This window comes from Stenotrophomonas sp. SAU14A_NAIMI4_5, from assembly GCF_003086795.1.
Lineage (GTDB): Bacteria > Pseudomonadota > Gammaproteobacteria > Xanthomonadales > Xanthomonadaceae > Stenotrophomonas.
This window is the reverse complement of sequence record NZ_CP026003.1, coordinates 1,147,277-1,173,745: the sequence shown is the minus strand read 5'-3', so window position 1 is coordinate 1,173,745 and position 26,469 is coordinate 1,147,277. Positions and strand designations below refer to the sequence as shown.

Genomic DNA, 26,469 nt, shown 5'->3' with positions numbered 1-26,469 from the left:
ACCAACGGTTGGCACCCACCGGCACCCACCCGGTGCGGGCGATCAGCCCAGAAGGGTTTCCAGCACGGCCATGCGCACGGCGACGCCGTTGGCGACCTGGCGCAGCACCCACGACTGCGGGCCGTCGGCCACGTCGTCGGTCACTTCCACGCCGCGGTTGATCGGGCCCGGGTGCAGCACCGCTGCATCCTTGCCGGCACGGGCCAGCCGTTCGGCGTTCAGGCCGTACTGGGCGTGGTACTGCTCCAGCGACGGCACCAGGCCCTCTTCCATGCGCTCGCGCTGCAGGCGCAGCATCATCAGCGCGTCGGCGCCTTCCAGCATCGCGTCGAAATCATCGCCGACCACGCAGCCCTTCAGCGTCTCGTCGTCGGGCAGCAGCGACTGCGGGCCGCACACGCGGATCTCGCCCACGCCCAGCGTGCGCAGTGCATGCAGGTCGGTGCGGGCCACGCGCGAGTGCTTCACGTCGCCGACGATCACGACCTTCAGCTTGGAGAAATCCGGGCCCTTGGCCTGGCGCAGGGTCAGCATGTCCAGCAGGCCCTGGGTCGGGTGTGAGCTGCGGCCGTCGCCGGCATTGACCAGCGCGGTGCCCTCGCCTGCCGCGGCGGCCAGTGCGGCCACCGCGCCGTCATCAGGGTGGCGCACCACGAAGCCGCGCACGCCCATCGCTTCCAGGTTCTTCAGCGTGTCGCAGGCGGTTTCGCCCTTGCGCGTGGAAGAGGTGGAGGCGTCGAAGTTCAGCACGTCCGCGCCCAGGCGCTGAGCGGCCAGCTGGAACGAGCTGCGGGTGCGGGTCGAGGGTTCGAAGAACAGCGTGCACACCGCCGAGCCGGCCAGCACCTGGCGCTTGTTGCCGACGCGGCCGACGGCGGCATCGCGGATCTGCCCTGCCCGGTCGAGCAGCTGCAGCAGGGTTTCGCGCGGCAGGCCCTCAAGGGTCAGCAGGTGGCGCAGGCGTCCGGAAGCATCGAGTTGCTGGGCAGTCATGGCGGGAGTCGGCAGTCAGGGAATGGGGGTGGCGTCGTCGGGGGACGACAGCCAGCGGTCGATGATCACCGCCGCGGCCACGGCATCGAGGGCGGCCGCATCACGGCGGCGCTTGCGCCCTTCGGCGCGCTCGACGGCGAAGCGGCGGGCGGCCTCGACCGAGCTGGAACGCTCGTCGATCATCGCCACCGGCAGCTTGAAGCGTTCCCGCAGCTGGCGGGCGAAGCCCTGCGCGCGCTTGCGGTTGGGCTGGTCCTGGCCATCCAGGGTGAGCGGATCGCCCACCACCAGGCCATCGGGCTTCCATTCCTTGAGCAGGCGCTCGATCGCGGCCCAGTCCGGGCCGTTGCCGTGCACATCGACCACGGCCACCGCGCGCGCATGCGCAGCGAAGGCACTGCCGATGGCCACGCCGATACGGCGCGAGCCGACGTCGAACCCAAGCACGGTGCCATCGCGGCGGATGGCCGGGGCGGCAGGAACCGGGGCGGGCGCGGACGGCTCAGACATGGCCGCTGTAATCGGTCAGCCGGAACAGGTCCACGCCGATGCGCGCGGCCGCGCCCTGCCAGCGCTGCTCCAGCGGCAGCTGGAACACCAGCTCGGCATCTGCCGGCACGGTCAGCCAGCTGTTCTCGGCCAGTTCGCTTTCCAGCTGCCCTGCCCCCCAGCCGGCACAGCCCAGGGTGACCACAGCATTGGCCGGGCCTTCACCGCGGGCCATCGCCTCGAGGATGTCGCGCGAGGTGGTCAGGTACAGCCCCTCGCTCACGCGCAGGCTGGAATCCCAGTCGCGCGCGTCGTCGTGGATGACGAAACCGCGCTCGGGATGCACCGGACCGCCGTTGAGCACCACGCGCGCCTGCAGCTCACCATCACCGGTGCTGATGTCCATCTGCGAAAGCACCTCGCCCAGCGTGTATTCGGAAGGCTGGTTGACCAGCACGCCCATGGCCCCGTTCTCGTCGTGCTGGCAGATCAGCGCGACGCTGCGGGCAAAGGTCGCGTCGATCAGCGACGGCAGCGCGACGAGCAGGTGATCGGCAAGGGAGGTAGGCGTTACAGACATGGCGCCATTCTAGCCGGTGGGCGCCTCCGGCGCCTGCACGCCGCGCATAATGGGACGCCCGCCCGCCAGGAGAACACCTTGTCCGGATACTGCCGCATCGCCCCGGGCCACCCGGTGCATGAGTTCTACCACGCCAATGAATACGGCTTCCCGCAGCGCGACGAGCGCGAGCTGTTCGAGCGGCTGGTGCTGGAAATCAACCAGGCCGGGCTGAGCTGGGAAACCATCCTGAAGAAGCGCGAGGGCTTCCGCGCGGCCTACGATGGCTTCGACGTGGACCGCGTGGCGACCTATGCCGAGCAGGACATCGAGCGCCTGCTGTCCGACGCCGGCATCATCCGCAACCGGCTGAAGGTGCTGGCCGCCATCCACAACGCACAGGTGATCCAGCAGCTGCGGGCCAGCCATGGCAGCTTCGCCGCGTGGCTGGACGCGCACCACCCGCGCAGCAAGGCCGACTGGGTGAAGCTGTTCAAGAAGACGTTCCGCTTCACCGGCGGCGAGATCACCGGCGAGTTCCTGATGAGCCTGGGCTACCTGCCCGGCGCGCATGCCGAGGATTGCCCGGTGCATGCGCAGCTGTTGAAGCTGGCCCCGCCGTGGGTGCAGGCGGCGGGCCGCTGACGCACATCCGCGGTGGGTCCGGTAGCGCCGGGCCATGCCCGGCGAACGCGGTATGTGCGGTTACACGCCCATGTAACGGCCGGGGCGATGGTTGAACATCAGCACCAGGCTGAGCACCACTGCGCCGATGGCCGAGTACATCACCTTCGACGGCGACAGCACGAAGAACGCGGCCACCATCAGGCAGGCATCGAAGGACATCTGCACCTTGCCGGCGCTCCAGCCGCGGGTGCGCTGCAGGTACACCGCCAGGATGCCGATGCCGCCGAGGCTGGCACGGTGGCGGATGAAGAACAGGATGCCCAGGCCGGACAGGGCGCCGCCGACCAGCGCCGAGTACAGCGGCGCGATATGCGCAAAATCAGCCCAGCGCGGCAGGATGTCGGTCAGCACGCCGCAGGCGGTGACCGCGGCGAAGGTCTTGAGGGTGAACTCCCAGCCCATGCGGCGCACGGCCACCCAGTAGAACGGCAGGTTGACCAGCACGAACACCAGGCCGAAGTTCCAGCCCATGGCGTAGTGCAGCAGGAAGGCCGCGCCGGCCATGCCGCCGATCATCAGCCCGCCCTTGGCGAAGATGGCCAGGCCCAGCGAGGCCACCAGCGTGGCCAGGACCATGCCCTGCACGTCCTCGGCGACCGAGTGGCGCAGCGCTTTCTCGTCGGCGGGGGTGCCGGCGCTGTCTGGGGGCGGGGTCAGCGGACCGGCGGTGACGAGGTGGCCGTCAGCGTCGTCGCACGGCGCCGGGCCATGGGATTGGAGGGACATTCGGGTGGGGACCGCAGGTGGGGAGCGGTATTAGACACGATCCGGGTGACAGTTGCAGATGAAATCGTTCAGTTGGGTTGCCCGCGAACGGCGCAGCCCCTCGTGGCTGGGCGGGTTGGCAGCAACAGCCGCGCTTGGCTGGGCGGGGTGGGTGCGCGGGGGACGCCGTGAACCCCCCTCCGGGGCCCGGCCCAGCCGCTGGCTGCTGTGCGTTCGGCGGCTGTGCGTTCGGGCGCTTGCGAAGCAGTGCTTCGCAAGCAAAGCACCCTCACCCTTGGGGGCTCGTAGGCGCCATCCATGGCGCCTGCGGTCCCGCGCCCCCACCCCGCCCGGCCTTGGACAGGTTCCGTGCTCGTCCAGCCACGTAAGAGAAAAAGAAGAGCAAGAGCAGAAGCGGGTCGCTTCGCTCGGTTGCGGTGGGTCAGCGCTGGGCGTTGAGGTGGTGGGCGACCAGGGCGTTGGCGTGGCCGTGGCCCAGGCCGTGCTCGGTCTTCAGGTAGCTGACCAGTTCCATGTGTTTCAGGCCCGGCTTCTTCGCCAGCAGGCCCAGCCAGTGCGCCACCGGCTGGCCGTAGGTCTTCTCGATGGAGGGGAAATACGAGGCCGGGCCTTTCGGCTTGGTGTCAGTGCTCATGTGCAGCTCCCGTTGAAAGTCATCCATTCGACGAACCACAGACCCAGAAATCGACATCCCACTCGTCCGACCCAGTGCCGACCAACGGTCGGCACCCACCAAAGCAGAATGCCGTTCCGACAGATCGCGGGAAATTGTCGAAGGCGGGGTGGCTCAGGTTGCGGGGGCGTGAGCGCCATGGATGGCGCGACCGAGGCTACATGGACGTACTTGCGCCGTCCCCCGCAACCTGAGCCACCCCGCCATCCCACGGAATGCACGCATTTGACGTTGATCTGGACGTTGCCGGCCAGCGGCCGGCACTACCGCAGGTGCCGGGCGCAGCCCGGCCGTATCATCCCCTCATGCCCCGCGAAAACCTCAACGACCTGCAGGCCTTCGTCCACGTTGCCCGCCAGGGCAGCTTCACCAAGGCCGCCGCCCAGCTCGGCGTCTCCCAGTCCGCCCTCAGCCACGCCATGCGCGGCCTGGAAGAACGCCTCGGCGTGCGCCTGCTCACCCGCACCACCCGCAGCGTGTCCACCACCGAAGCCGGCGCCCGCCTGCTCGATACCCTCGCCCCGCGCCTGGCCGAGATCGAGAACGAACTGGCCGCGCTGGCCGAATACCGCGAGCGCCCCGCCGGCACCATCCGCATCAACGCCACCGGCCACGCCGCCGAATACCTCGCCTGGCCACGGCTGGCGCCGCTGCTGCAGCAGTACCCCGATCTGAACGTCGAACTGACCGCCGACTACGCGCTGGCCGACATCGTTGCCGAACGCTATGACATCGGCATCCGCCTCGGCGAACGCCTGGCCCGCGACATGGTGGCGGTGCCGATAAGCCCGCCGCTGCGCATGCGCGTGGTCGGTGCACCCAGCTACTTCCGCCAGCACACCGTGCCTCAGCACCCACAGGAACTGGCCGCGCACAACTGCATCACCCTGCGCCTGCCCACGCACGGCGGGCTGATGCCGTGGGATTTCGGCCAGGACGGCAACGAACTGAGCGTGCGCGTCAGCGGCCAGTGGACCTTCAACACCATGGGCATGACCCGCGAAGCCGCGCTGGCCGGCAGCGGCCTGGCCTGGCTGCCCGAGGACCAGGTGTTGGCCCTGCTGGAACAGGGCCGCCTGCAGTCGGTGCTGGATGGCTGGTGCCCGACCTTCGACGGCTACTACGCCTATTACCCGTCGCGCCGGCATGTCAGCGTGGCCATGCGCACGGTGCTGGATGCGCTGCGCGGGCCGATGGGGGGAGCATAAGGAGTGCGGACCAACGGTCCGCACCCACCACCAACGGCCCGCACCCACCAGCAACGGCCCGCACCCACCACAGCACAGATCAGATCAGCCCTTGGCCTGCGCCGCGCGCTGCGCGTTGTAGCGCTCGCCGACGATCGACACTTCTTCCAGCACCTGGGCGATGCGCTGCAGCTCGTCCGCGGACAGCACCAGTTCGGTCGCGGCCAGGTTTTCTTCCAGGCGATGTACCTTGGTGGTGCCCGGAATCGGCACGATCCACGGTGCCTGCGCCAGCAGCCAGGCCAGTGCCACCTGCGCCGGGGTCGCGCCACGGGCCGTGGCAATCGTGCCGATGCGATCCACCAGCGCCTGGTTCGCACGGCGCGCTTCCACTTCGAAACGCGGCACGCTGTTGCGGAAATCGTTGTCGCTGAAGGTGGTATCGGCGGTGATGGTGCCGGTCAGGAAGCCGCGGCCGAGTGGACTGAACGGCACGAAGCCGATGCCCAGTTCCTGCAGGGTCGGCAGCAGTTCGCGCTCCGGTTCGCGCCACCACAGCGAGTACTCGCTCTGCACCGCGGCCACCGGCTGCACCGCATGCGCACGGCGCACCGTCGCGGCACTGGCCTCGGACAGGCCGAAGTGGCCGACCTTGCCTTCGGCGATCAGGTCGCGCACGGTGCCGGCCACGTCCTCGATCGGCACGTTCGGGTCCACGCGGTGCTGGTAGAACAGATCGATGTGGTCGGTGCGCAGGCGCTTGAGGCTGGCCTCGGCCACCGCGCGGATGTTCTCCGGGCGGCTGTCCAGACCTGTATCGGTGCGGGCATCCTTGAAGCCGAACTTGGTGGCGATCACCAGCTTGTCGCGGTACGGCGCCAGTGCCTCGCCCACCAGTGCTTCATTGGTGTACGGGCCGTAGACTTCGGCGGTATCGAAGAAGGTCACGCCGCGCTCGACGGCGGCGTGCAGCAGGGCGATGCCCTGGCCGTGCTCGACCGGCGGGCCATAGCTGTGGCTCAGGCCCATGCAGCCCAGGCCAAGGGCGGAAACCTTCAGGCCACTGCGGCCGAGTTCACGTGTCTGCATCGTCAAGCTCCAGAGGGGGAACGACGACGATACGCCCCTACCCCCGCTGGATTGAACGACCTGGATGGCAGTCGGTCATGACTGGATTTCATCAATCCACATTACCCATCGCGTAGCCCAGCACGGACAGCAGCAGCACCGCGCCGCCGGCCAGGGTCAACAGGATGTGCCAGACACCGAAGCGATCCATGCGCTGCATGTCCACTTTTTCATCATGGTGGTACTGCCGCAGCAGGCTGTTGACCGGCAGCAGCGGCACGAAGCCGAAGAGCGCGATCAGGGCGGCACCGTTGGGCAGGCGACCGGCGAGGTTGAGCACGAAGAACAGCACGCCCAGCACTGCCGGCGCGAAGGCCAGCTGCCGACGCCGCGACTGCGCCACGTCGCGCAGGTCACTGAAGCACAGGAACGACCAGAGCGGGCAGAACACCGCGCGCGCCCACGGCCACTGTGTCCCGCCGGTCTCGCGCTTGATCGCGCGCCAGTTCTGCCAGAACCAGTACATCGGATACAGGCCCATCGACGCCAGCGACAGCGCGGCGATCTTCAGGGTGGACGGCGAGTAGTACGCCGCTGCGGTGGAGACTTCGAAACTGCGCGTTGCCGCAGGCAGCAGCGGTGGCGGCGCCGGCGATGCGGCCGGCGCGCGATAGGGGTCGTGCATGTCCATGTGCGAACCTTCTGGCGTGGTGTGGTGGTGCCGGCGCGCGGCCGGCGTCCTTCAGGCGGGCGCTGCGTTCTGCAACGTCACGCAGCGGCGATGCCGCGCGATGACCGGCGCACGCGGTCGATGTCCTCGCGATGCAGCACGTAGGTGCGGGCCATCATGTCGCCCAGGCGCTGGTGGTGCCTGGACACCAGTGCGGCGATGCCGGCGGGAATGCCACCGATCAGCATCGGATTGACCTCGATCAGGCGCATCAGCGTGCGGATGATGGACTGCCACCACGAGGGCCAGCCGCCCTGCAGGTTCACCACCCGGGTACCGGTGGCCAGCTTGCCCAGCGACCCGCCCAGCTGGGTTTCCATGACCGGGTAATAGGCGACGAGCAGCAGCAGCAGAAACGGCATCACCGTCTGTGCCAGTGTCTCGCGCAGCAGGACACCCGGAACGAAGAAGACCAGCGCAAACACCATGGAATCGATGATCGTGGCGAGCCAGCGGCGTACCACCAGCGACGAGGAATAACCCGCGGCGATGGTGGCCGCAGTGAGCTGACGGCCCTCGCTGCTGAAGGTGATGGCGGTCATGTCCACCGGCCCCTGGGCAGCAGGCAGCGGCGGAGGCGCCGTCGTCGACGGCGCCCGGTACGGATCGTGCAATTCCATGTGCAACCCTGTGTGTCGCGCCGGCATGGTGCCGGCTCCCCCTGTCCCGCGAACGCGGTGACGGCGCGACTATCGCAGAGGCGCAGGAGCGGCGCCAGTGCTGCTCAGCTCACCCCATCGCCTGCAGGGCGTCGGTGCATCCGGCCAGCGCCATCATCAGTCGCCCGGCATTGCGGAAGGTCGGATCACGGGGCTCCCAACGGGTGATCAGACGCTGCTCGCCGTCGCGCAGCGACTCGAACGCCCACGTCGAACCATCCAGACCGAACCGCTCGTCCTCGCCCTGCATCGCAGCGAACGCGGCAACGACGGATGCCCATTCGCGCTCGCTCAACGCACGCGGCGGCGGACACGACCAGCGTATGGCGTCCGGGTCCTCGACACCCGGTGGAGGCGGTGGCTGCAGGTGCGGCTCCAATCCCGGGCCAGCACGGGCAATGATCCACGCCTGGCCCGCCGCATTGCGCTGCGCGCGTACGGTGATGCCGGAGAAGAACGAGGGAATCCAGGCAAAACGGTAGGCCTGCACAGGCGGGAGTCCGCAGCGGAACGAGGGCTCGGGCAGCCCCTCGACCCAGCGCAGCTGGCGCACGTAGCTGGTCGTGCTCAAAGCATGGAAACCGGGGAAAGGCAGCAGTTCCCCCGGGGGCGGCAGCAGCGCCTCGGCCGAGGGCACATACCACTGCTGTGCCTGCGGATCCGCGCAGCCCTGGGCCGCAACCGCAACCGCAGGCGCTGCGGCCGGCGACGGCGCCCGGCTGCAGGCCGGCTGCAGCAGCACGGCCGCCATCAGGATCATCACTACCATCGTACGCATGTCGCCCTCCCTGGCGTGACGGGCGCCCGATGGCGCCCGCAGCGATCAACGAACTTCGGAAATCTCCACGCCATCCAGGCCCTGCGACAGGGTGCGCGCATCGCCGCCCTGGCTGAGCTTGATGCGCAGGCGCACTTCGTTCTGCGAATCGGCGTAACGCAGCGCGTCCTCGTAGCTGATCTCGCCGGCCTGGTACAGCTCGAACAGGCTCTGGTCGAAGGTCTTCATGCCCAACTCGACCGATTCCTTCATCAGCTCCTTGAGCTTGTGGATCTCGCCGTCGCGGATGTAGTCCTGCACCAGCGGCGTGCCCAGCAGGATCTCCATCGCGACCTTGCGCGAACGGCCATCGGGCGAAGGAACGAGCTGCTGCGCGACCACGCCCTTGAGGTTCAGCGACAGATCCATCAGCAGCTGGTTGCGGCGGTCTTCCGGGAAGAAGTTGATGATGCGGTCCATCGCCTGGTTGGCGTTGTTGGCATGCAGGGTGCACAGCACCAGGTGGCCGGTTTCGGCGAAGGCGATGGCGTGGTCCATGCCCTCGCGGGTGCGCACCTCGCCGATCATGATCACGTCCGGCGCCTGGCGCAGGGTGTTCTTCAGGGCCGCTTCCCAGCTGTCGGTATCGATGCCGACTTCGCGCTGGGTGATGATGCAGCCCTCGTGCTTGTGCACGAACTCGATCGGGTCTTCGATGGTGATGATGTGGCCGGTCGAGTTCTGGTTGCGGTAACCGATCATCGCCGCCAGCGAGGTCGACTTGCCGGTACCGGTGGCACCGACGAAGAGGATGATGCCGCGCTTGGTCATCGCCAGCGTCTTGATGATCGGCGGCAGGCTCAGTTCTTCCACGGTCGGGATGCGCGTCTCGATACGACGCAGCACCATGCCGACCTGGTTGCGCTGGTAGAAGCAGCTCACGCGGAAACGACCGACACCGGCCAGGCCGATGGCGAAGTTGCACTCGTGGGTCTTCTCGAATTCCTCGCGCTGTGCCGGGGTCATCACGTTGAGGACCAGGTCGCGGCTCTGCTGCGGGGTCAGCGGCGTCTGCGTGATCGGCGAGATCTTGCCGTTGACCTTGATCGCCGGCGGCATGCCCGCGGTGATGAACAGATCCGAGGCGCGCTGGTGCGCCATCAGCTTGAGGAACGAGGTGAAATCGATGGTGCTGGCGGTACTGGCGGTGCTGTTCATGGCGGGCTCCGAATGGGCGTTTGCCAGAGATCGGTCGGTGGACAGGACATCGCGGGACGGCGGCATGCATGCGCACCGCCCCACCGTTGCCTCGCCTTACTCGAACAGACGCTTGTCCTTGGCGTACTCGCGGGCCTGGTTGCGGGTGATCAGGCTGCGCTTGACCAGGTCCTGCAGGTGCTGGTCCAGGGTCATCATTCCGTACTGCTGGCCGGTCTGGATGGCCGAGTACATCTGCGCGACCTTGTCTTCGCGGATCAGGTTGCGGATGGCCGGGGTGCCGACCATGATTTCCCACGCTGCGGTACGGCCGCCGCCGACCTTCTTCAGCAGCGCCTGCGAGATGACCGCGCGCAGCGATTCGGACAGCATCGAGCGCACCATCGGCTTTTCGCCGGCCGGGAACACGTCGATGATGCGGTCGATGGTCTTGGCCGCCGAGCTGGTGTGCAGGGTGCCGAACACCAGGTGGCCGGTTTCCGCGGCGGTCAGCGCCAGGCGGATGGTTTCCAGGTCGCGGAGTTCGCCCACCAGGATGATGTCCGGATCCTCACGCAGTGCCGAGCGCAGTGCTTCGTTGAAGCCGTGCGTATCGCGGTGCACTTCGCGCTGGTTGATCAGGCACTTCTGCGAGGTGTGCACGAATTCGATCGGATCCTCGACGGTGAGGATGTGGCCGTATTCGTTCTTGTTGATGTAGTCGATCATCGCCGCCAGCGTGGTCGACTTGCCCGAACCGGTCGGGCCGGTCACCAGGATCAGGCCCTGCGGCTGCTGGATCACCTCGCGGAACAGCGGCGGGCAGGCCAGGTCCTCAAGGGTGAGCACCTCGGACGGAATGGTACGGAACACCGCACCGGCGCCGCGGTTCTGGTTGAAGGCGTTGACACGGAAGCGCGCCAGCGACGGAATCTCGAAGGAGAAGTCGACTTCGAGGAATTCCTCGTAATCGCGCCGCTGCTTGTCGGACATGATGTCGTACACCAGCGCATGGACCTGCTTGTGGTCCAGGGCCGGGATGTTGATCCGGCGAACATCGCCGTCCACGCGGATCATCGGCGGCAGGCCTGCAGACAGGTGCAGGTCGGACGCTTTGTTCTTTACGGAAAACGCCAACAGCTCGGCGATATCCATGAGCGGCTACTCCCCAATAACGGCTTCGACTGGAAGGATCTTTCCCCTGGCGGCAGTATAGCCTCCTGTCACACTGGAACGCGTTACGTGGCCACTGCCCTGCCCGAGATCCTGAGCAACCTGCACAACGCCGCCGAGGCCGCCGGGCGGCCACCGCCGCGCCTGCTGGCGGTTTCCAAGACCCAGCCGGCCGAGGCCGTGGCCGCCCTGGCCGCGCAGGGCCAGCGCGCCTTCGGCGAGAACTACGTGCAGGAAGCCCTGGCCAAGATGCAGGCGCTGCAGGCGCTGGGGCTGGAATGGCACCTGATCGGCCATCTGCAGTCGAACAAGGCCGAGGCCGTGGCCAGCCACTTCGACTGGGTGCAGAGCGTGGACCGGCCCAAGCTGGTAGCGGCCCTGGCCCGCCATCGCCCGGCCGGGCGCTCGCCGCTGAACGTGCTCATCCAGGTCAACATCGACGATGAATCCAGCAAGCACGGCTGTGGGCCGCAGGACGTGGACGCGCTGGCCGAGGCCATCGGCGCCGAGCCCACGCTGTGCCTGCGCGGGCTGATGGCCATTCCCGCGCCGTGGCCGGAAGCCGAGCGCCGTCGCGACGCCTTCGTGCGCATGCGCACACTTTTTGACTCGCTGGCCGCGCGCCATCCGCAGGTGGACACCCTGTCGATGGGCATGAGCAGCGACTACGCCGAGGCCATCGCCGAAGGTGCCACCCTGGTGCGCATCGGCACCGCCCTGTTCGGTGCGCGCCCGCGCCCGGCCTGAACCAAGGAATTCCGCATGACAGTTGAATCGATCACCTTCATCGGCGGCGGCAACATGGCCCGCAGCCTGATTGCCGGGCTGGTCCGCCAGGGCGTGCCGGCGGCGCAGATCCACGTGGCCGAGCCGGTGGCGGCCCTGCGCGAGGCACTGGCCGCCGATTTCGGCGTGCAGATCCATGACAACGCCGCCGAGGCCGCCGCGCAGGGCCAGACCTGGCTGCTGGCGGTGAAGCCGCAGGTGCTGCGCGAGGTCTGCCAGTCGCTGCAGGCGCTGGCCCAGGCGCGGGCACCGCTGGTGGTGTCGATTGCCGCGGGCATCACCAGCGCGCAGCTGCAGCGCTGGCTGGGCGGTGCGCTGCCGGTGGTGCGCGCGATGCCCAACACCCCTGCCCTGCTCGGCGCCGGCGTGACCGGCCTGTATGCCACGGCGGCGGTGGATGCGCAGCAGCAGGCGCAGGCTGATCGCGTGCTGGCCAGCGCCGGGCGCACGGTGTGGATTGATGATGAAGCGCTGATGGATTCGGTCACCGCCGTGTCCGGCAGCGGCCCGGCGTATGTATTCCTGCTGGCCGAAGCGATGGAGGCGGCCGGCATTGCCCAGGGCCTGCCGGCCGACGCCGCCCGTGCGCTGGTGGTGCAGACCCTGCTGGGCGCATCGCGGATGCTGGACGAAGCCGGTGAGAGCCCGGCCGAACTGCGGCGCCGGGTGACCTCGCCCAACGGCACCACCCAGGCGGCGATCGAGAGCTTCCAGGCCGATGGTTTCGAGGCGCTGGTGGCCAAGGCGCTGCAGGCGGCGCAGCAGCGTGGGCGGGCGTTGTCGGCGGCGAATGATTGACCCGACCACCAGTAGATCCACGCCGTGCGTGGATGGAGCCTTCCCAGTGCACCGACACGCCGGCATCGACGCATGGCGTCGATCTACTGACCGCTTGGATCGATGCATGGCGTCGATGCAGCAGCGTGGGCGGGCGTTGTCGGCGGCGAATGATTGACCCGAACACCAGTAGATCCACGCCGTGCGTGGATGGAGCCTTCCCAGTGCACCGACACGCCGGCATCGACGCATGGCGTCGATCTACTGACCGCTTGGATCGATGCATGGCGTCGATGCAGCAGCGTGGGCGGGCGTTATCGGCGGCGAATGATTGACCCGAACACCAGTAGATCCACGCCGTGCGTGGATGGAGCCTTCCCAGTGCACCGACACGCCGGCATCGACGCATGGCGTCGATCTACTGACCGCTTGGATCGATGCATGGCGTCGATGCAGCAGCGTGGGCGGGCGTTGTCGGCGGCGAATGATTGACCCGACCACCAGTAGATCCACGCCGTGCGTGGATGGAGCCTTCCCAGTGCACCGACACGCCGGCATCGACGCATGGCGTCGATCTACTGACCGCTTGGATCGATGCATGGCGTCGATCTACCCCACGTGCTGCAGCACGTACTCCACGAAACACTGCAGCCGCGGGCGTGGCCTCCGGTCCGGCAGGTAGATCAGGTGCATCGGCCGCGGCTCGGGCACATACCCGCGCAGCAGCGGCTTCAGGCGCCCGGCCGCGATATCCGCCGCCAGCAGCGCCGTCGGCTGCAGGATCAATCCGGCACCGGCCACCGCCGCTTCACGCAGCGCGTAGCCATCGTTGCTGGTCAACCGTGCATCCCAATCGACCTGTTCGCCATTGGCCAGCTGCCAGCCATGACCACCGCGCCAGGCCAGATGGCTGAGGCAGTCATGCCCGGCCAGGTCGGCCGGCATGCGTGGCGTGCCTCGCCGCCGCAGGTAGGCCGGCGATGCGCACAGGCTCATTGCATACGGCGGCAGCGGGCGCGCCACCAGTTCCTGCGAGGGCAGCGGCCCGACCCGGATCGCCGCATCGAAGCCATCTTCGATCAGGTCCACCCGGCGGTTGCTGAGATCCAGTTCAATGTTCAACAGCGGCTGCGCGCGCAGCAGGCCCGACAACAACGGTGCCAACACGCAGCTGCCCCAGGTGGTGGGCGCACTGATACGCAGCAGGCCCTGCGGCTGCCGCTGCAGTCCGGCGACATCGGCCTCGGCCTGCTGCACCTGTTCCAGCACCTGCCGGCATCCGGCCAAGTAGGCCGCGCCCGCTTCGGTCAGCCGCTGGTGGCGGGTGTTCCGCTGCAGCAGCGCGGTGCCCAGGTGCGCCTCCAGCTGCTGGATGTATTTGCCGACCATCACCGCCGACACCTGCAGCTGCACGGCGGCCGCCGCGAAGCTGCCGTGCTCGGCCACGGCCACGAACGCCTGCATGCAGCGCAAGGTATCCATTGCTAACTCTTGGTTAGGAATATACGAATCATACGCCGCTTACCAAACCCATATCCGGCGGCGCAGACTGGAGCCCTTCCCCATGAGGACGCCACGATGAAGATCCTGCTTGTCGGTGCCAGCGGCACTCTCGGCCAGGCGGTCGCCCGCCACCTTGGCCAGCATCACGAGATTCTTGCCGCCGGCCGCCGCAGCGGCGCGCTGCGCGTGGATCTGGCCGACGATGAAAGTGTCTCGGCCCTGTTCGCGCAGACCGGCCCGGTCGATGCGGTGATCTCGACCACCGGCAACGTGCATTTCGGCCCGCTGCAGACGATGACCGCCGCGCAGTTCAACAGCGGCCTGCAGGACAAGCTGCTCGGCCAGGTGCGGCTGGCGCTGGCGGCGCAACATCACCTGACCCCGGGCGGCTCGATCACCCTCACCACCGGCATCATCAGCGCGCAGCCGATCCGCGACGGCGTCAACGCCACCGCGGTGAACCAGGCGCTGGAGGGCTTCGTGCGCGCCGCCGCGCTGGAACTGCTGCCGCGCGGCCTGCGCATCAACGCGGTCAGCCCGAACGTGCTGGCCGAATCACTGGCGTCCTACGGCCCCTACTTCCCCGGCTTCGAAGCCGTACCCGCGCAGCGTGCGGCACTGGCCTTCCAGCGCGCCGTGGAAGGCATCCAGAGCGGCGAGACCCTCACCGTCTGGTAATTGCTGCAACCGCCGCCGGGCATGGCCCGGCGCTACCGGGCGCGACTCAGCCCCAGCGCATGGGGCCGTCGCCGCGTTCGCCGAGCACGTCGTCGGGGTTGGCCAGGCGGCAGCGCCTCAGTGACAGGCAGCCGCAGCCGATGCAGCCGGTCAGTTCATCGCGCAGCAGCTGCAGCATGTGGATGCGCTCTTCCAGTTCCTGCTGCCAGCGCGCGGACAGCCGCGCCCAGTCGGCCTTGGTCGGCGCGCGGCCCTGCGGCAGGGTCTCGAATGCGCGGGCCACCGCTTCCAGTGGCATGCCCACGCGCTGCGCAACGCGGATCACCGCCAGGCGGCGCAGCACGTCGCGCGCATAGCGGCGCTGGTTGCCCGCCGTGCGCAGGCTGCTGATCAGGCCCTTGCGCTCGTAGAAGTGCAGCGCCGACACCGCGACGCCGCTGCGACGGGCCACGTCGCCCACGCTCAGTTCCGCTTCCTGCATTGCTTGACCTCAACCATGGTTCAGGTGTCATGCTGCGTCCTTCGCCGCCGGATGACAAGCGCGGCCCGAGCATCTTCCCCCGCATGAACACCCCCACCGCAGCACCAGCGACGGCCACGTCCGCACCCGATTCCATCCTTTCGCCCGCCCACCGCAGCACCACCATCGGCATGGTCGTGCTGGTCGCCCTGCTCGCCTTCGAAGCACTGGCCGTGGCCGCGGCGATGCCCACCGTGGCCGAGGCACTGGATGGCCTGCGCCTGTACGCGCTGGCCTTCGGCGGCACCCTCGCCACCAGCGTGGTCGGCATGACCGTGGCCGGGCGCTGGACCGACCGCAGCGGCCCGGCGCGACCGCTGTGGTGGGGCCTTGCGTGCTTCGTGCTGGGCCTGCTGCTGGCCGGCCTGGCCACGCGCATGGGCACGCTGGTCGCAGGGCGCCTGCTGCAGGGCCTGGGCAGCGGCGCGATCTCGGTGGCGCTGTACGTGATGGTCGGCCGCAACTATCCCGAGGCGCTGCGGCCGAAGGTCTTCGCTGCGTTTTCAGCCGGCTGGGTGGTGCCGTCGATGGTGGGGCCGGCGCTGAGCGGCCTGATCGTGCAGCACCTGGGCTGGCGCTGGGTGTTCCTGATCGTGCCACTGCTGGCGATTCCGGCGGCGTTGATGCTGCGCCCGGCGCTGGCGCGGCAGGCACCCGTTGAAGCCCGCGACGAGGACAGCAGCGGCGATGTCGTGCGCTGGGCCATCGGTGCATCGCTGGCCGCGCTGCTGCTCTATTTCGGTGGCCAGCAGCAGGGCGTGCCGGCGCTGGCCTGCATGGGCGTGGCCGTGGTCAGTCTGCTGCTGTGCGGGCACCGCCTGTTGCCGCCGGGCACGCTGCGCCTGCGCCGGGGCCTGCCCAGCGTGATTGCGTTGCGTGGTGTCGCCGCCGCGGCGTTCTTCGCCTGCGAGGCTTACCTGCCGCTGCTGCTGCAACGCGAGCGCGGCCTGTCGCCGAGCTGGGCGGGCGCCGTGCTGAGCCTGGGCGCACTGGGCTGGTTCAGTGGCTCGTGGCTCCAGGGCCACCAGCAGCGCGGCTGGTCGCGGCAGCAGCTGCTGCGCGTGGGCACGGTGCTGATGACCATCGGCATCACCGCCACCCTGGCGGTGCTGTTCAACGCGGTGCCACTGCCTGTCGCGCTGCTCGTCTGGACCATCACCGGTTTCGGCATGGGCATGATCTACGCCAGCCTGTCGGTGCTGACGCTGTCGCTGTCCGCGCCGCAGGAACAGGGCCGCAACAGTTCGGCCCTGCAGTTGAGCGAGGCGCTGTGCGTGGCTACCGCGCTGGCGTTGTCGGGTGCGTTGTTCGCGCTGTTCGTCGAGCAGGCGCCGCACACCGGTTACGTGCTGTGCCTGGCGATCACGGTGGGGCTGGCGGTGCTGGGCGCGGTGGTGGCGCGGCGGGTGTAGTCGCTGTTTGGGGTCAGAGCCCTTTTCTGCGGAAGGGATCTGACCCCGGGGTCGGATCCGTTTTCGCAGAAAACGGCTCCGACCCCCGCATGTCACGGCCGGTTACCGGTCGCCACCTCATCGATGTCACGGTGCAGGATGCGCCGCACTTCCAGCACCGCCTGCGGGCTTTCCTGCACGCTGTGCCCGGAGATGATCACTTTCTCCGACTGCGCGCCCGGCAGGTGCGCGCTCCAGTACGGCACCAGGCCATCGTCGGATTTCTCCAGCGGCAGTTCCGGTTTGCGCTGGGCGATGATCGAGTGGTACTTCAGCCCCGGCTCGATCGGCAGCTGCGCGGCGGCCTTCACGAACGGATCGCTGGCCTTGAGGTTGTCGATGCTGTTGGGGATCTTCGGCTTGGCGGTACCATCGACCTGCTGCTCGGCCTGCGCCAGCGCCAGGAACACATCCTCGAACTTGCCCAGGATGGTCAGCGGCAGGCGCACCAGCCGGCCGATCAGGCGGCCGACCTTGTTGCCGGCGATGTCGGTGCCCTGGTGCGGAGCGGCGATGAAGATCGCGCGCTCCACGTTCGGCTGCGCCTTGAAGTGCAGCAGCGGCCCCAGCTTGCCCTGCACGCGCTTCAGGCGCTCGCCCTTCAGGTCGTAGTTGGCCAGCAGGTCGTTCCACAGCACATCACCGGAATCGCTGACCAGCAGCCGCGCCAGCACGCCACCCATGCTGTGGCCGATGTAGACCATGTCCTTCGACGCGCGCGTGTTCCCGCTGGGGTCGAAGTGCTGCAACGTGTCATTGAAGGCGTTTGCGATCTCGTAGCGGTTCAGCGCGATGGGCGCATTGGTCGGGTAATAGACCTGCCACACCTGGAACTGCCGGCGGAGCTCGGGGTCGCCCATGATCTCGTTGGCCAGGTTCACCCAGGCCTCCGGGCTGCTGGCCAGGCCGTGCAGCATGAAGATGATGCGGCGGTTCGGGTCCCAGGGCTGCATCAGGTAGATGTGCGGCTCGCCGATGCCCTCGCTCAGGCCAAACAGCGTGCGCAGCGACTGCGTGGCGAAGCCGCTCTGTGCCAGCCACAGGCCGTAGGCCGCGGTGAAGTTGCCGGCCAGCGGCACCTGTTCGCCATGCAGAGTGATGCGCTCGGTCGCTTCCGGCGAATACGCATCGAGCTCGACCCGGCGCGTGCGCATCACATCGTCCAGACTCTCGCCCTCGAAGCGCAGCAGCGCGGTGACGTTGACCGAGGACATCTCGCTGAACTCGGGCACGCTGTCGTCATGCCGATGGCGGCGGCCGCGCGAGTCATCATCGCCCTGCGTGGTCTCGGCCTTGGGGCCGTCGGCGGCCACCACCGGCACCACCAGTTTCGGCGGGTCCATCACCATCACCAGTTCGGCACCGAAACCATCGCGACGGTAGGTGCTGCGCAGGCCGACGAAGCTGACCGAACCGGCCGGCACCAGCTGCGAAGGAATGCTTTTCAGTGCCAGCTGCTGGTAGTTGGCCGCCAGCGTCCAGCTGCCGGCAGACATCGGCCGGGTGTAATCCTCGCCGGCCAGCGCCGCCGCCCGTGCACGCGCGAACAGCACCACGGCGGCCTTTTCCGCCGCGTAGTTGTAGTAATCGCGCACCTGCGTCTGCCGGTCCTCGAACGCACGGTCCGAGGGCGAGCGACCGCTGAAGAACAGGTAGGCATAGCCGTACCGCGCGGCCTCCAGCCAGGCATCGAGTGCGGCATCGCTCATCGGCGGCTCGCCGGCGGCGTGCTTCTTCGGGGTCAGCGCCAGCGCGGCCTTCACCCATAGTTCGGACAGGGTCGACAGCCGCTGCTCGACATTCAGGTCATCGGTCATCAGCAGCGTGCTGCGGCAGACCAGGAAGTCCTTCTCGCACTGCGATTCGTCCAGGCCGGCGGCACTGAGCGTCTCGCGCGAGGCCGGGCTGAGCTTGCCGGTGTTGAGCACGTCGGCGCGCTTGTTCACCAGCGAATCGCTGGATGCCACCTGCTTGACGGTAACCATGGCGCAGCCGCTGCCACCCAGCAGGACGAACGCAGCCAGCAGCGCCGGCAGCACGCGCTGCCAGCGGATCGGGAAATCGAGGGTCATTGCTGCGGGTCCTGCTCGGTGCCGGGAATGCCGCGGCGGATCACGGTGGAATAGTTCTCGCCCGCTGCCATGTGCAGCGCGCGCTCGGTGATGCGGCCCTTGGCGTGCAGCTCGGCATACGGCACGCCGGGCACCAGCGCACCGACCTCCTGTGCGTACTCAGCCAGGTAGCCGGACAGCAGCAGGCGATAGTCCAGCGGCAGGCCGGGGGCGATATGCCGGGCCAGGTCGAAGACGATCGTGGTGCAGTTGCTGGTGGCGGTGTTGTAGAACGCCGGCGCGGCGTCCAGCTGCTTCGCCTCATCGAGGTAGGCGGCGAACAGCGCCTTCAGCTGGCCGCGGTCCAGCCCATGCAGGCGGTACAGGTAGACGTCCTCGCCACGGGCATTGGTGCGCGTGCGCAGGATATCGGTCTCTTCCGAGGCGACCAGGGTCATCTCGAAGCGACGGAAGAAGCCACCCAGCGCCGAGAACGATTCGCCCTGCTCCTTGCGGATTTCCAGCGAGAACACCAGGTGGCGGCCATCGTCGAAACCGAACGAGACCAGGGTGTGGGCGATGGCCGGGCCCATCCAGTACGACAGCACCAGATCGGCCGAGCGCAGCTGGTCCAGGTCGTATTCGCGGCGCACCCAGCGCGCGTCGTAGTCGGATTCCGTGCGCCAGGTGAAGTCACGCACGTTGTCCAGCACCACGTGGCGGCCATCGAAAGATTCAACGTGCAGGCGCTGGGCCACGTCGTCAGCCCAGTCGCGGTCCTGGCGCGGGGTCAGCAGCAGCCACCACAGGCCCGCCAGCGCCACCGACGCCACGTAGAAGCCGGACCAGCGCTTCGTGCGTTTCCCGCGCGCCACCGTCAACGCCGTCCACAGCGCGGCCAGCAGCCACAGCGCGGCCACGCCCGCCGACAGCCAGCCCGGCCCGGGCAGCTGGTAGGCGAACAAACCGGCCACCCACAGCGCGAGCAGCGCCATGGCACATCCTGTCATCCAACGTCCTGCGGCTCTCACGGGCATCCTGTCGCGTACGGGGGGCGGCATAGTTAGCCACAAGCCGGCTGACGCTGGCATCACCGACCCATTCAGCAACGGGCGCGGGCCAGCCTGTCAGCGCATACTGGCCGGGTCACCACAGCAGGGAACAGCGATGGGAATCACCTCCGTAGCCGGCGTGGCCGTGCAGCCCCGGCACCGCGCCACCTGCCATTGCGGCGCAGTGGAGCTGCTGCTGGACCTGCCCGACGGCATCGTCGACCCGCGCCGCTGCGACTGTTCGATGTGCCGGCGCCGCGGCGCCATCGCCGCCAGCGTCGCCCGCGAGGGGCTGCAGGTGGTGCGCGGCCAGGAACAGCTGCGCCTGTACCAGTTCAACACCCACGTGGCGGAGCATTACTTCTGCGGTGTCTGCGGCATCTACACCCATCATCGGCGCCGCTCCAACCCGGACCAGTACGGCTACAACGTCGCCTGCCTGGAAGGCATCGATCCCTTCGCGCTGGGCATCATCCCGGTCAATGACGGGGTCAACCACCCCGCCGACCGCACGGCCTAGTGGCGCGCGCGGCGCGTGGCCGGGGCGACCTTCTGCCACGGTGCCATGCCGCTGCGCCCGGCTCGTGCGGGGCGCTTCAGCCACGGCCTGCGCGGTGGCAACGGCGGCTCGAGGGCCATCGGCGGCGGCAACGGACGGCGGCTGGGCCAGAGATGATCAAGCAGCCACATGGCAGGTCTCCGTGGGGGACGGGGATGACCGACTCTAGGCGTGCGGCGGCATAGGCCGCGTGAGTCCTTGCCTACACGGCGATGACATCCCGCGCGACTTACGCCGAGTCGGCCACGCCTTCATGCGACGGGGCGCTGCGCCCCAGCAGCAGCTGCAGCAGCAGCGCGCAGGCAAAGGTCAGCGCAGACAGCACGCGCAGCAGGGTGGCCAATGCCTCGCCACTGGCCTGCTGCAGTTCGGCCACTGTGGCGTGCGGCAGCCACGCCTGCGCGGTCTCCAGATCACCGGTCACCAGGTACATCGATGCCGACGCCTTGGCCTCCGGCCAGGCCGACGGCAGGTGGCGTCCGATCAGCCCCGCCAGCAGCGCGGTCACCGCCGCCAGGGCAATGCCTTCGCCGGCCACGCGCACGGTGCCGAACATGCCGGCGGCCATGCCGGCACGCTGTACCGGCACCACGCTGACCGACAGGCCGTCCATCAGGCCCCACGGCAGCGCCGCGCCTGCACCGATCAGCAGCAACGGCGGAATCCACAGCATCGGCACCGGCGTGGCGGCATGCCGCGACAACCACCACAGGCCCTGCGCGCACAGCAGCAGGCCCAGCGTGCACAGCAGCGTGCTGCCGACGTGCTGCGCGCAGCGCGCGGCCAGCATCGGCAGCACCAGCAACGGCGCCGACAACGCCAGCATCTGCAGGCCGACGATGCCCGTGCCCTGCCCGTGCACGCCCAGCAGCTGCAGCGGCAGCACCACCAGCAGCACCACGTAGCCGAAGCAGGTGGCCACCGGCAGCAGCTGCACGCCGACGAAGGCACGCTGCGAGAACAGCGAGAGATCAAGCAGCGGTGCAGCCTGCCGGCGCTCGATCCAGACGAACAGCGACGCCAGCACGACGCAGGCGAGGAACGCGATCTGCACGCGCGGCATGCCGATGCCGTGCTCACCCAGCCACAGCAGCGCCAGCGTCAGGCTGGCCAGCATCAGGCTGAAGACCAGCATGCCCGCCACATCCAGGCGCACGCGATCGCCATGGCTTTCGCGCAGTACGCGCGCACCCAGCGCGCAGGCCAGCAGGGCCAGCACGCCGCTGGTGGCGAACACGCTGCGCCAGCCGGCCAGCTGCAGCAGGGCCCCGGCCAGCAGTGGTCCCAGTGCAAGGCCGGCACCGAAGTTAGTGCCGAGCAGGGCGAACGCGCGCGCACGGCCGGGCCCCTGCCAGGCGTGCGCCAATGCCGCCGTGCCCGAGGCCAGCGCGGCGGCGGCGGCAACGCCCTGCAGGCCGCGCGCGATATCCAGCCACACCAGGTCAGGCGCCAGGCAGACGCAGGCAGTGGTGGCAGCGAAGCCAGCGGTTCCGGCCAGGAACACGCGACGCCGGCCCAGCCGGTCGGCCAGCGCACCGGCCGCCAGCAGCAGGCCGCCAAAGGTCAGCATGAAGGCATTGGTCACCCAGGCCAGCGCCAGCGGCGAAGCGCCCTGCCCCAGCTGCAGCGACGGGACGACCACCGCACCTGCGGAAAAGGCCAGCGGCAGCGCGAGCGCGGCCAGGCACACGGCGAGCAGCGCACCGCGTCCAGCGGCGCGGGAATCCTGGGCACAACGGGGGGCCATGCGGTCCTCCTTTCACGAAGGGCCGTGATGATGAATGTGCGTCAGCCTTGGAAAAACACGCTGTGAGGATGTTGATTGCGTCCATACATTCCGCAATCATCCCGACATGGACTCGATTTCCGCCCTGCTCGCCTTTGTCCGCACTGCCGAGGCCGGCAGCATCGTCGGCGCCGCCCGCGTCCTCGGCCTCACCGCTTCGGCGGTCGGCAAGCGCATCGCCCGGCTGGAACAGGACCTCGGCACGCGCCTGTTCCATCGCACCACCCGCCGCCTGCACCTGACCGACGAAGGCGAACTGCTGCTGCAGCGCTGCCGGCGCGCCCTGGATGAGCTGTCCGACGCGCAGGCCGATCTCGCCCATCGGCAGCACGCGCCGCGCGGGGTGCTGCGCATCGGCCTGCCGACCATCGGCTACCGCTTCCTGCTGCCGGTGCTGCCCGGCTTCCAGCAGCGCTATCCGCAGGTGCAGCTGGAACTGGATTTCAACGACCGCCTGGTGGATGTGGTCAACGAAGGACTGGATGCGGTGATCCGCAGTGGCGAGCTGGCCGACTCCAGCCTCATGGCACGCCAGCTGGGTACGTTCCGCTTCATGGTGTGTGCATCGCCGCAGTACCTGCAGGCATGCGGCATGCCGCAGCAGCAAGCGGACCTGCAGCGGCTGGCGGCGGTGCGCTTCCGCTTTCCCAGCAGCGGCAAGCTGCAGCCGTGGACCCTGCCCGGCCATCACGGCGACGCCGCCGCCGACATGGCCACCAGCATGACCTGCAACAACATGGAGGCGATGCTGTCGGCCACCATCGGCGGCATGGGCGCGGGCTGGATGCCCGATTTCCTTGCGACCGATGCACTGGCCGATGGTCGCCTGCAGGACGTGCTGCCCGCGCTGCCACACCAGCAGGGCCAATTCTCGCTGCTGTGGCCCGGCAACCGCCAGCCCAGCGCGCGCCTGCGGGTGTTCATCGATTACATGGTCGAACACCTGTTCGGCGCTCGATAGACTGGGCGGCCACATCGGACGCGGCCGCGCATATGGCGATCAAACACCTGGACGTACTGAAACTGCTCGCCGCCGCCGGCCTGGTCGAGGCCATCGATGGCGACGTGAAGCGCTGCGCGCACTGGGCGCGCCTCGGCCCTGAGGCGGCCGCGCGCGAGCCTGCGCAGATCGGTGCAGAGGTGATCGAAAACGTGCTGCTGCGCTGGAACTGCATCCTGCAGGCCGACCCGGCCGAGGTTGCGCCGCTGTATGTGCACAAGACCGCGTTGGCGCTGGCGGTGTGCCTGCACCGGCAGGGCTTCGTCGATGTGCAGCTCACCGACGCAGCGGTTGCGGCCATTGCGGCGTTGAATGCCGCCGTCGCGTTGAACGACACCTTCCATCGCCGCAGTGCGGATATCGAGGCGCTGCTACGCAGCCCGGCAGTGATGCCGGCACGCCGCCCCCCGCTGCTGAAAGCGCACACCGCGTGGCGCGCCGGTGACGTGGTCGGCATGCAGGTGGCCGACCGCCACCATGCCTTCCATGTACTGGAGGTCAGCCAGGGTGCGCCCATCGTCGAGTTCTACGACATCGTGCAGGCCACGCTACTGGCATGGGAACACCTGCAGGGTGTCATCGCCCGTGGCCAGCGGCTCAACGATGGCCGTCACTACCTGGACCGCCACGCGCTGTACGGCCTGCAGCACCAGCCCGACCCGGCCCACCAGTTCCGCCTGCTCGCCAGCGGCATCGCGCAGGGCCCTGACAGCACCCATCTTGCGCGGCACTCCGGCCTGTACGCGGTCACCGATGTTTTCCGCATGACGCGCGACCTGTTGCCTTAGGACAGGACGCGCCGCCACACACGCGATAAATGCACCACCCGCCGCCACTCCCCAGATGAGGTGCGCCCTGCCTGGACAGGGCTGCAGCACTCACACCCACGCAATACCGTGGATGGGCGGCGGGCGATGCGGGTTGGCGTACCGGCAACTCTGGAGCGGACCGGCGGATCGCGGTGATCCCCACGCATCACCCACCACGGACCAGCGGGCCGCGTCATCCGGAAAACGCCCTCCTTGGACATCTTTCCGGACACGCGCCAGAGTTGTTTGTGGGACGCCAATCCCAGCCAGCCATGACAGCCGGCGAAGGGATGCTGACCGCCTGCACCGACGCTGGCTGTAGGGCTTACCCGCAGGCACCGATCAGGAATCTACGGATCGTCATCCCGCTGCCCTGAAACCCTTGCCTTGCGGTGCCCGCGCAGCGGCGCAGCAGCGTGCTGCAGCCCGCGTATCAAGTGCTGCGTGGCCGGCGAACGCATGCCACGATGTCGATCACGACAGATCCGGCCCGGCAGCCATCGCCAGGAAGTGCTGCAGCACCGGCCCCGCCGCGCCTGGCCGTGTGCAGAACTGCAGTTCGAAACCAGCCTCGGCGCCATCGATCACGCGGTACACCACTTCCTGCGGACGGAAGCTGGCCATGCTGGCCGGTACGATCGCCACGCCCGCGTCCACCGCCACCAGCGACAGCACCGCATGCATGCCCTGCGCTTCCTGCACCACGCGCGGGGTGAATCCAGCCGAGGTACACAGGCCCAGCACCTGCGCATGGAAGCCGATGCCCTCGCCTGCCGGCCAGGACACGAAGGGTTCGTCCACCAGCATCGCCACGCTGAGCGGCTCACATGCGGCCAAAGCGTGGCTGCGCGGCAAGGCGATGGCCAGGCGATCGTGGTCGAAGCCCTGCAACGCCAGTTCGGTGGATGGAATGGGCGGGATCAGCACGCCCAGGTCGATGCGCTCCTCGCGCAGCCATTGCTGCTGCTGCCGCGAGGTGGCCTCATGCAGGTGCAGCTGCACCTGCGGAAATGCCTGGCGGAACCGGCGGATCAGATCCGGCAGGCGACCATACAGGGCGCTGCCCACATAACCCACGCGCAGGCTGCCGATCTGCCCGGCCGCCGCTTCGCGGGTACGCTGCAGGGCCTGACCGGCCTGCTGCAGCGTGGCACGCGCTTCCACCAGCAGAGTCTGCCCGGCGGCGGTCAGCCCCAGCGTGCGGTTGCGGCGCACGATCAGGCGGGTACCGACCTCATCTTCCAGCCGCCGCATCGCCGCCGTCAGCGGTGGCTGCGACATGTGCAGGCGCGCGGCGGCGCGATGGAAATGCAGTTCTTCGGCCACCGCCACGAACTGGCGGAGCAGGCGCAGATCGATCATGTCGACACAGGCAGCGGGGGGGCTGCCTAGGGTACGCGCTCAGCCGCGTGCGTCGACACTCGGCCGGGCGATCACCGGCCACTGCAGGGCCACCGATTCGATGCTGTCCGCGACGACCGCACGCAGGTCGCGCGGGTAACCCACGTGTTCGGCTTCCTGCAGGCGCAACGCATGGAACTGCCCGTTGCTCGCACGCAGCACCCAGCCGCCTTCGCGACAGCGCGTCGATGCGAGGAACGCTACGCCGTTGGCCACCGCGTCCGGGTGCAGTTCGTCGGGTTCGCCGTCGATGCCCCACATGCGGGTCTTGGCCACCGGCGAAACCGCATTGACCACGATGCCGTGCTCGGCGCCCTCCAGCGCCAGCACGTTGGCCAGCCCCAGCGCGGCCATCTTCGCCATCGCGTAACCGGCCAGGCCCTTCTGCGCGTACTGCGGGTACAGCGCGCGGTCGGAGGTGGTCACCACGATGCGGCCACCACCGGCCTCGCGCATCGCCGGCCAGGCGGCCTGGGCCAGCCACAGCGGCGTCTTGGCCGCCACCCGCAGCATCTGCTCCAGCGCATCGTCATCCACCGCTTCGAGCAGTTCGTACGCCACCCAGCCGGCGTTGTGCACGATGAAGTCGATGCGGCCGTGGCGCTGCAGCACTTCACGGACCAGTGCGTGGCAGCACGCACGCTCGTCGATCGCGCCCGAGGCCGCCTCCACCGACAGGCCCTGCGCCTGCAGTGCGGCCACCGCGTCGCCGATGCGGCTGGCGTCGCTGCCGCGACCATCCAGGCCGGCACCCACGTCATGCATCACCACGTGCGCGCCGCGCTGGGCCAGCAAGCGGCTGTAGGCCAGGCCGAGACCGCCGGCCGCGCCGGTCACCAGGCCGATCTGGCCTGCAAAGGAAATGGGGGAAGGTTTCATCCGCCGCAGCATGGGCGATGCGCCCACGCTACGGCCAATACCGATTTCCCCCGCGCACGATAGCCGCTGCGTATCGCCCATGGATTCAGGCATCCCAATCGCTGCGGCTGATACGTGAAATGCGCCAGCCACCATGCGAGGTGAAGCGCCCGCTGTCCCCCCATACCGCAAAACGCACCCCGACCAGCGATGCACGCAGGCGTGAGCAGTGCCATTCCCGTGCCTTGCCGTAGGCCTTGGCAAAGCGGTGCAGCACCCCGCCGTTCCGCTTTTCCGGGCGGTGGACCGGTTGATCATCGTGCATGTTGCGTTTCCCCTG

The 26,469-nt window shown here is 68.6% G+C and carries 29 protein-coding genes; 9 read left to right on the top strand and 20 right to left on the bottom strand.

The window, feature by feature from the left end:
* Positions 1–42: 42 nt before the first annotated feature.
* Genes C1925_RS05600 through C1925_RS05590 form a run of 3 tightly spaced genes read right to left on the bottom strand, consistent with a single transcriptional unit; the run spans position 43 to position 2,062 of the window.
* Entirely contained in the window at positions 43–993 is a 951-nt protein-coding gene (locus C1925_RS05600; RefSeq protein WP_108768027.1) for an aspartate carbamoyltransferase catalytic subunit, read from the bottom strand.
* Positions 994–1,008: 15 nt separating this feature from the next.
* Complete coding sequence (gene ruvX, locus C1925_RS05595) at positions 1,009–1,503, bottom strand: Holliday junction resolvase RuvX (protein WP_108768026.1); 495 nt, start codon at positions 1,501–1,503, stop codon at positions 1,009–1,011.
* Positions 1,496–2,062 carry a YqgE/AlgH family protein gene (locus tag C1925_RS05590; protein ID WP_108768025.1) on the bottom strand — a complete coding sequence of 189 codons (567 nt, stop codon included), beginning with the start codon at positions 2,060–2,062 and terminating at the stop codon, positions 1,496–1,498. The genes ruvX and C1925_RS05590 overlap by 8 nt, the downstream gene beginning before the upstream one ends.
* A gap of 78 nt (positions 2,063–2,140) precedes the next feature.
* Between C1925_RS05590 and C1925_RS05585 the strand changes: the two genes are divergently transcribed.
* Entirely contained in the window at positions 2,141–2,686 is a 546-nt protein-coding gene (locus tag C1925_RS05585) for a DNA-3-methyladenine glycosylase I (protein WP_108768024.1), read from the top strand.
* A gap of 60 nt (positions 2,687–2,746) precedes the next feature.
* Here the strand turns inward: C1925_RS05585 and C1925_RS05580 are convergent, their stop codons facing one another.
* A complete protein-coding gene (locus C1925_RS05580; RefSeq protein ID WP_108768023.1) occupies positions 2,747–3,454 on the bottom strand; it encodes a YitT family protein in 708 nt (235 codons plus the stop codon).
* A 421-nt stretch (positions 3,455–3,875) separates the two neighbouring features.
* Positions 3,876–4,088, bottom strand: coding sequence for a DUF4287 domain-containing protein (locus tag C1925_RS05575; RefSeq protein WP_108768022.1), 213 nt, complete (start codon positions 4,086–4,088; stop codon positions 3,876–3,878).
* A 344-nt stretch (positions 4,089–4,432) separates the two neighbouring features.
* On the opposite strand from C1925_RS05575, the gene C1925_RS05570 reads away from it, so the two are divergent.
* Entirely contained in the window at positions 4,433–5,335 is a 903-nt protein-coding gene (locus C1925_RS05570) for a LysR family transcriptional regulator (protein WP_108768021.1), read from the top strand.
* A gap of 84 nt (positions 5,336–5,419) precedes the next feature.
* On the opposite strand, the gene C1925_RS05565 is transcribed toward C1925_RS05570, so the two are convergent.
* The 6 genes from C1925_RS05565 to C1925_RS05540 form a co-directional block, all read right to left on the bottom strand.
* Positions 5,420–6,403, bottom strand: a complete 984-nt coding sequence (locus C1925_RS05565; RefSeq protein WP_108768020.1) for an aldo/keto reductase — start codon at positions 6,401–6,403, stop codon at positions 5,420–5,422.
* A 91-nt stretch (positions 6,404–6,494) separates the two neighbouring features.
* Positions 6,495–7,073, bottom strand: a complete 579-nt coding sequence (locus C1925_RS05560) for a hypothetical protein (protein WP_108768019.1) — start codon at positions 7,071–7,073, stop codon at positions 6,495–6,497.
* A 77-nt stretch (positions 7,074–7,150) separates the two neighbouring features.
* Positions 7,151–7,732, bottom strand: a complete 582-nt coding sequence (locus C1925_RS05555) for an RDD family protein (protein ID WP_159097490.1) — start codon at positions 7,730–7,732, stop codon at positions 7,151–7,153.
* Between the two features lie 109 nt (positions 7,733–7,841).
* Positions 7,842–8,549 (bottom strand): hypothetical protein, encoded by a 708-nt coding sequence (locus C1925_RS05550; protein ID WP_159097489.1) that lies wholly within the window; start codon positions 8,547–8,549, stop codon positions 7,842–7,844.
* Positions 8,550–8,594: 45 nt separating this feature from the next.
* Positions 8,595–9,746 (bottom strand): PilT/PilU family type 4a pilus ATPase, encoded by a 1,152-nt coding sequence (locus C1925_RS05545; protein WP_108768016.1) that lies wholly within the window; start codon positions 9,744–9,746, stop codon positions 8,595–8,597.
* A gap of 96 nt (positions 9,747–9,842) precedes the next feature.
* The gene (locus tag C1925_RS05540) at positions 9,843–10,880 is read right to left on the bottom strand and encodes a type IV pilus twitching motility protein PilT (RefSeq protein WP_004147099.1); all 1,038 of its coding nucleotides are present in this window, start codon (positions 10,878–10,880) and stop codon (positions 9,843–9,845) included.
* 87 nt (positions 10,881–10,967) lie between these two features.
* Here C1925_RS05540 and C1925_RS05535 point away from each other — a divergent pair, with 87 nt between their 5' ends.
* A complete protein-coding gene (locus tag C1925_RS05535) occupies positions 10,968–11,645 on the top strand; it encodes a YggS family pyridoxal phosphate-dependent enzyme (RefSeq protein ID WP_108768015.1) in 678 nt (225 codons plus the stop codon).
* Positions 11,646–11,660: 15 nt separating this feature from the next.
* Positions 11,661–12,482 carry a pyrroline-5-carboxylate reductase gene (proC, locus tag C1925_RS05530; protein ID WP_108768014.1) on the top strand — a complete coding sequence of 274 codons (822 nt, stop codon included), beginning with the start codon at positions 11,661–11,663 and terminating at the stop codon, positions 12,480–12,482.
* 588 nt (positions 12,483–13,070) lie between these two features.
* Here the strand turns inward: proC and C1925_RS05525 are convergent.
* Positions 13,071–13,943 (bottom strand): LysR family transcriptional regulator, encoded by an 873-nt coding sequence (locus C1925_RS05525; protein ID WP_108768013.1) that lies wholly within the window; start codon positions 13,941–13,943, stop codon positions 13,071–13,073.
* Between the two features lie 96 nt (positions 13,944–14,039).
* Here C1925_RS05525 and C1925_RS05520 point away from each other — a divergent pair, with 96 nt between their 5' ends.
* The gene (locus C1925_RS05520) at positions 14,040–14,642 is read left to right on the top strand and encodes a short chain dehydrogenase (protein WP_108768012.1); all 603 of its coding nucleotides are present in this window, start codon (positions 14,040–14,042) and stop codon (positions 14,640–14,642) included.
* 46 nt (positions 14,643–14,688) lie between these two features.
* Here C1925_RS05520 and soxR read toward each other — a convergent pair whose 3' ends face one another.
* Positions 14,689–15,123 carry a redox-sensitive transcriptional activator SoxR gene (gene soxR, locus C1925_RS05515; protein WP_108768011.1) on the bottom strand — a complete coding sequence of 145 codons (435 nt, stop codon included), beginning with the start codon at positions 15,121–15,123 and terminating at the stop codon, positions 14,689–14,691.
* A gap of 29 nt (positions 15,124–15,152) precedes the next feature.
* Here soxR and C1925_RS05510 point away from each other — a divergent pair, with 29 nt between their 5' ends.
* Entirely contained in the window at positions 15,153–16,574 is a 1,422-nt protein-coding gene (locus C1925_RS05510) for an MFS transporter (protein WP_108768010.1), read from the top strand.
* A gap of 92 nt (positions 16,575–16,666) precedes the next feature.
* On the opposite strand, the gene C1925_RS05505 is transcribed toward C1925_RS05510, so the two are convergent.
* Both C1925_RS05505 and C1925_RS05500 read right to left on the bottom strand, forming a co-directional pair.
* The gene (locus C1925_RS05505) at positions 16,667–18,685 is read right to left on the bottom strand and encodes a hypothetical protein (protein ID WP_108768009.1); all 2,019 of its coding nucleotides are present in this window, start codon (positions 18,683–18,685) and stop codon (positions 16,667–16,669) included.
* Entirely contained in the window at positions 18,682–19,659 is a 978-nt protein-coding gene (locus C1925_RS05500) for a DUF4105 domain-containing protein (RefSeq protein ID WP_108768008.1), read from the bottom strand. The genes C1925_RS05505 and C1925_RS05500 overlap by 4 nt, the downstream gene beginning before the upstream one ends.
* A gap of 172 nt (positions 19,660–19,831) precedes the next feature.
* Here C1925_RS05500 and C1925_RS05495 point away from each other — a divergent pair, with 172 nt between their 5' ends.
* Complete coding sequence (locus C1925_RS05495; protein ID WP_108768007.1) at positions 19,832–20,236, top strand: GFA family protein; 405 nt, start codon at positions 19,832–19,834, stop codon at positions 20,234–20,236.
* On the opposite strand, the gene C1925_RS20905 is transcribed toward C1925_RS05495, so the two are convergent.
* The gene (locus C1925_RS20905) at positions 20,233–20,406 is read right to left on the bottom strand and encodes a hypothetical protein (protein ID WP_159097488.1); all 174 of its coding nucleotides are present in this window, start codon (positions 20,404–20,406) and stop codon (positions 20,233–20,235) included. The two genes, C1925_RS05495 and C1925_RS20905, sit on opposite strands and share 4 nt — an antisense overlap.
* Positions 20,407–20,504: 98 nt before the next feature.
* A complete protein-coding gene (locus C1925_RS05490; protein ID WP_108768006.1) occupies positions 20,505–22,022 on the bottom strand; it encodes an MFS transporter in 1,518 nt (505 codons plus the stop codon).
* A 106-nt stretch (positions 22,023–22,128) separates the two neighbouring features.
* On the opposite strand from C1925_RS05490, the gene C1925_RS05485 reads away from it, so the two are divergent.
* Both C1925_RS05485 and C1925_RS05480 read left to right on the top strand, forming a co-directional pair.
* Complete coding sequence (locus tag C1925_RS05485) at positions 22,129–23,022, top strand: LysR substrate-binding domain-containing protein (protein WP_108768005.1); 894 nt, start codon at positions 22,129–22,131, stop codon at positions 23,020–23,022.
* Positions 23,023–23,054: 32 nt separating this feature from the next.
* The gene (locus C1925_RS05480; protein ID WP_108768004.1) at positions 23,055–23,849 is read left to right on the top strand and encodes a hypothetical protein; all 795 of its coding nucleotides are present in this window, start codon (positions 23,055–23,057) and stop codon (positions 23,847–23,849) included.
* 495 nt (positions 23,850–24,344) lie between these two features.
* On the opposite strand, the gene C1925_RS05475 is transcribed toward C1925_RS05480, so the two are convergent.
* From C1925_RS05475 to C1925_RS05465, 3 genes are all read right to left on the bottom strand, one after another.
* Complete coding sequence (locus C1925_RS05475; RefSeq protein WP_108768003.1) at positions 24,345–25,232, bottom strand: LysR family transcriptional regulator; 888 nt, start codon at positions 25,230–25,232, stop codon at positions 24,345–24,347.
* A gap of 39 nt (positions 25,233–25,271) precedes the next feature.
* A complete protein-coding gene (locus tag C1925_RS05470; protein ID WP_108768002.1) occupies positions 25,272–26,150 on the bottom strand; it encodes an SDR family NAD(P)-dependent oxidoreductase in 879 nt (292 codons plus the stop codon).
* Between the two features lie 85 nt (positions 26,151–26,235).
* Positions 26,236–26,454, bottom strand: coding sequence for a hypothetical protein (locus C1925_RS05465; protein WP_108768001.1), 219 nt, complete (start codon positions 26,452–26,454; stop codon positions 26,236–26,238).
* Between the last annotated feature and the right edge of the window lie 15 nt (positions 26,455–26,469).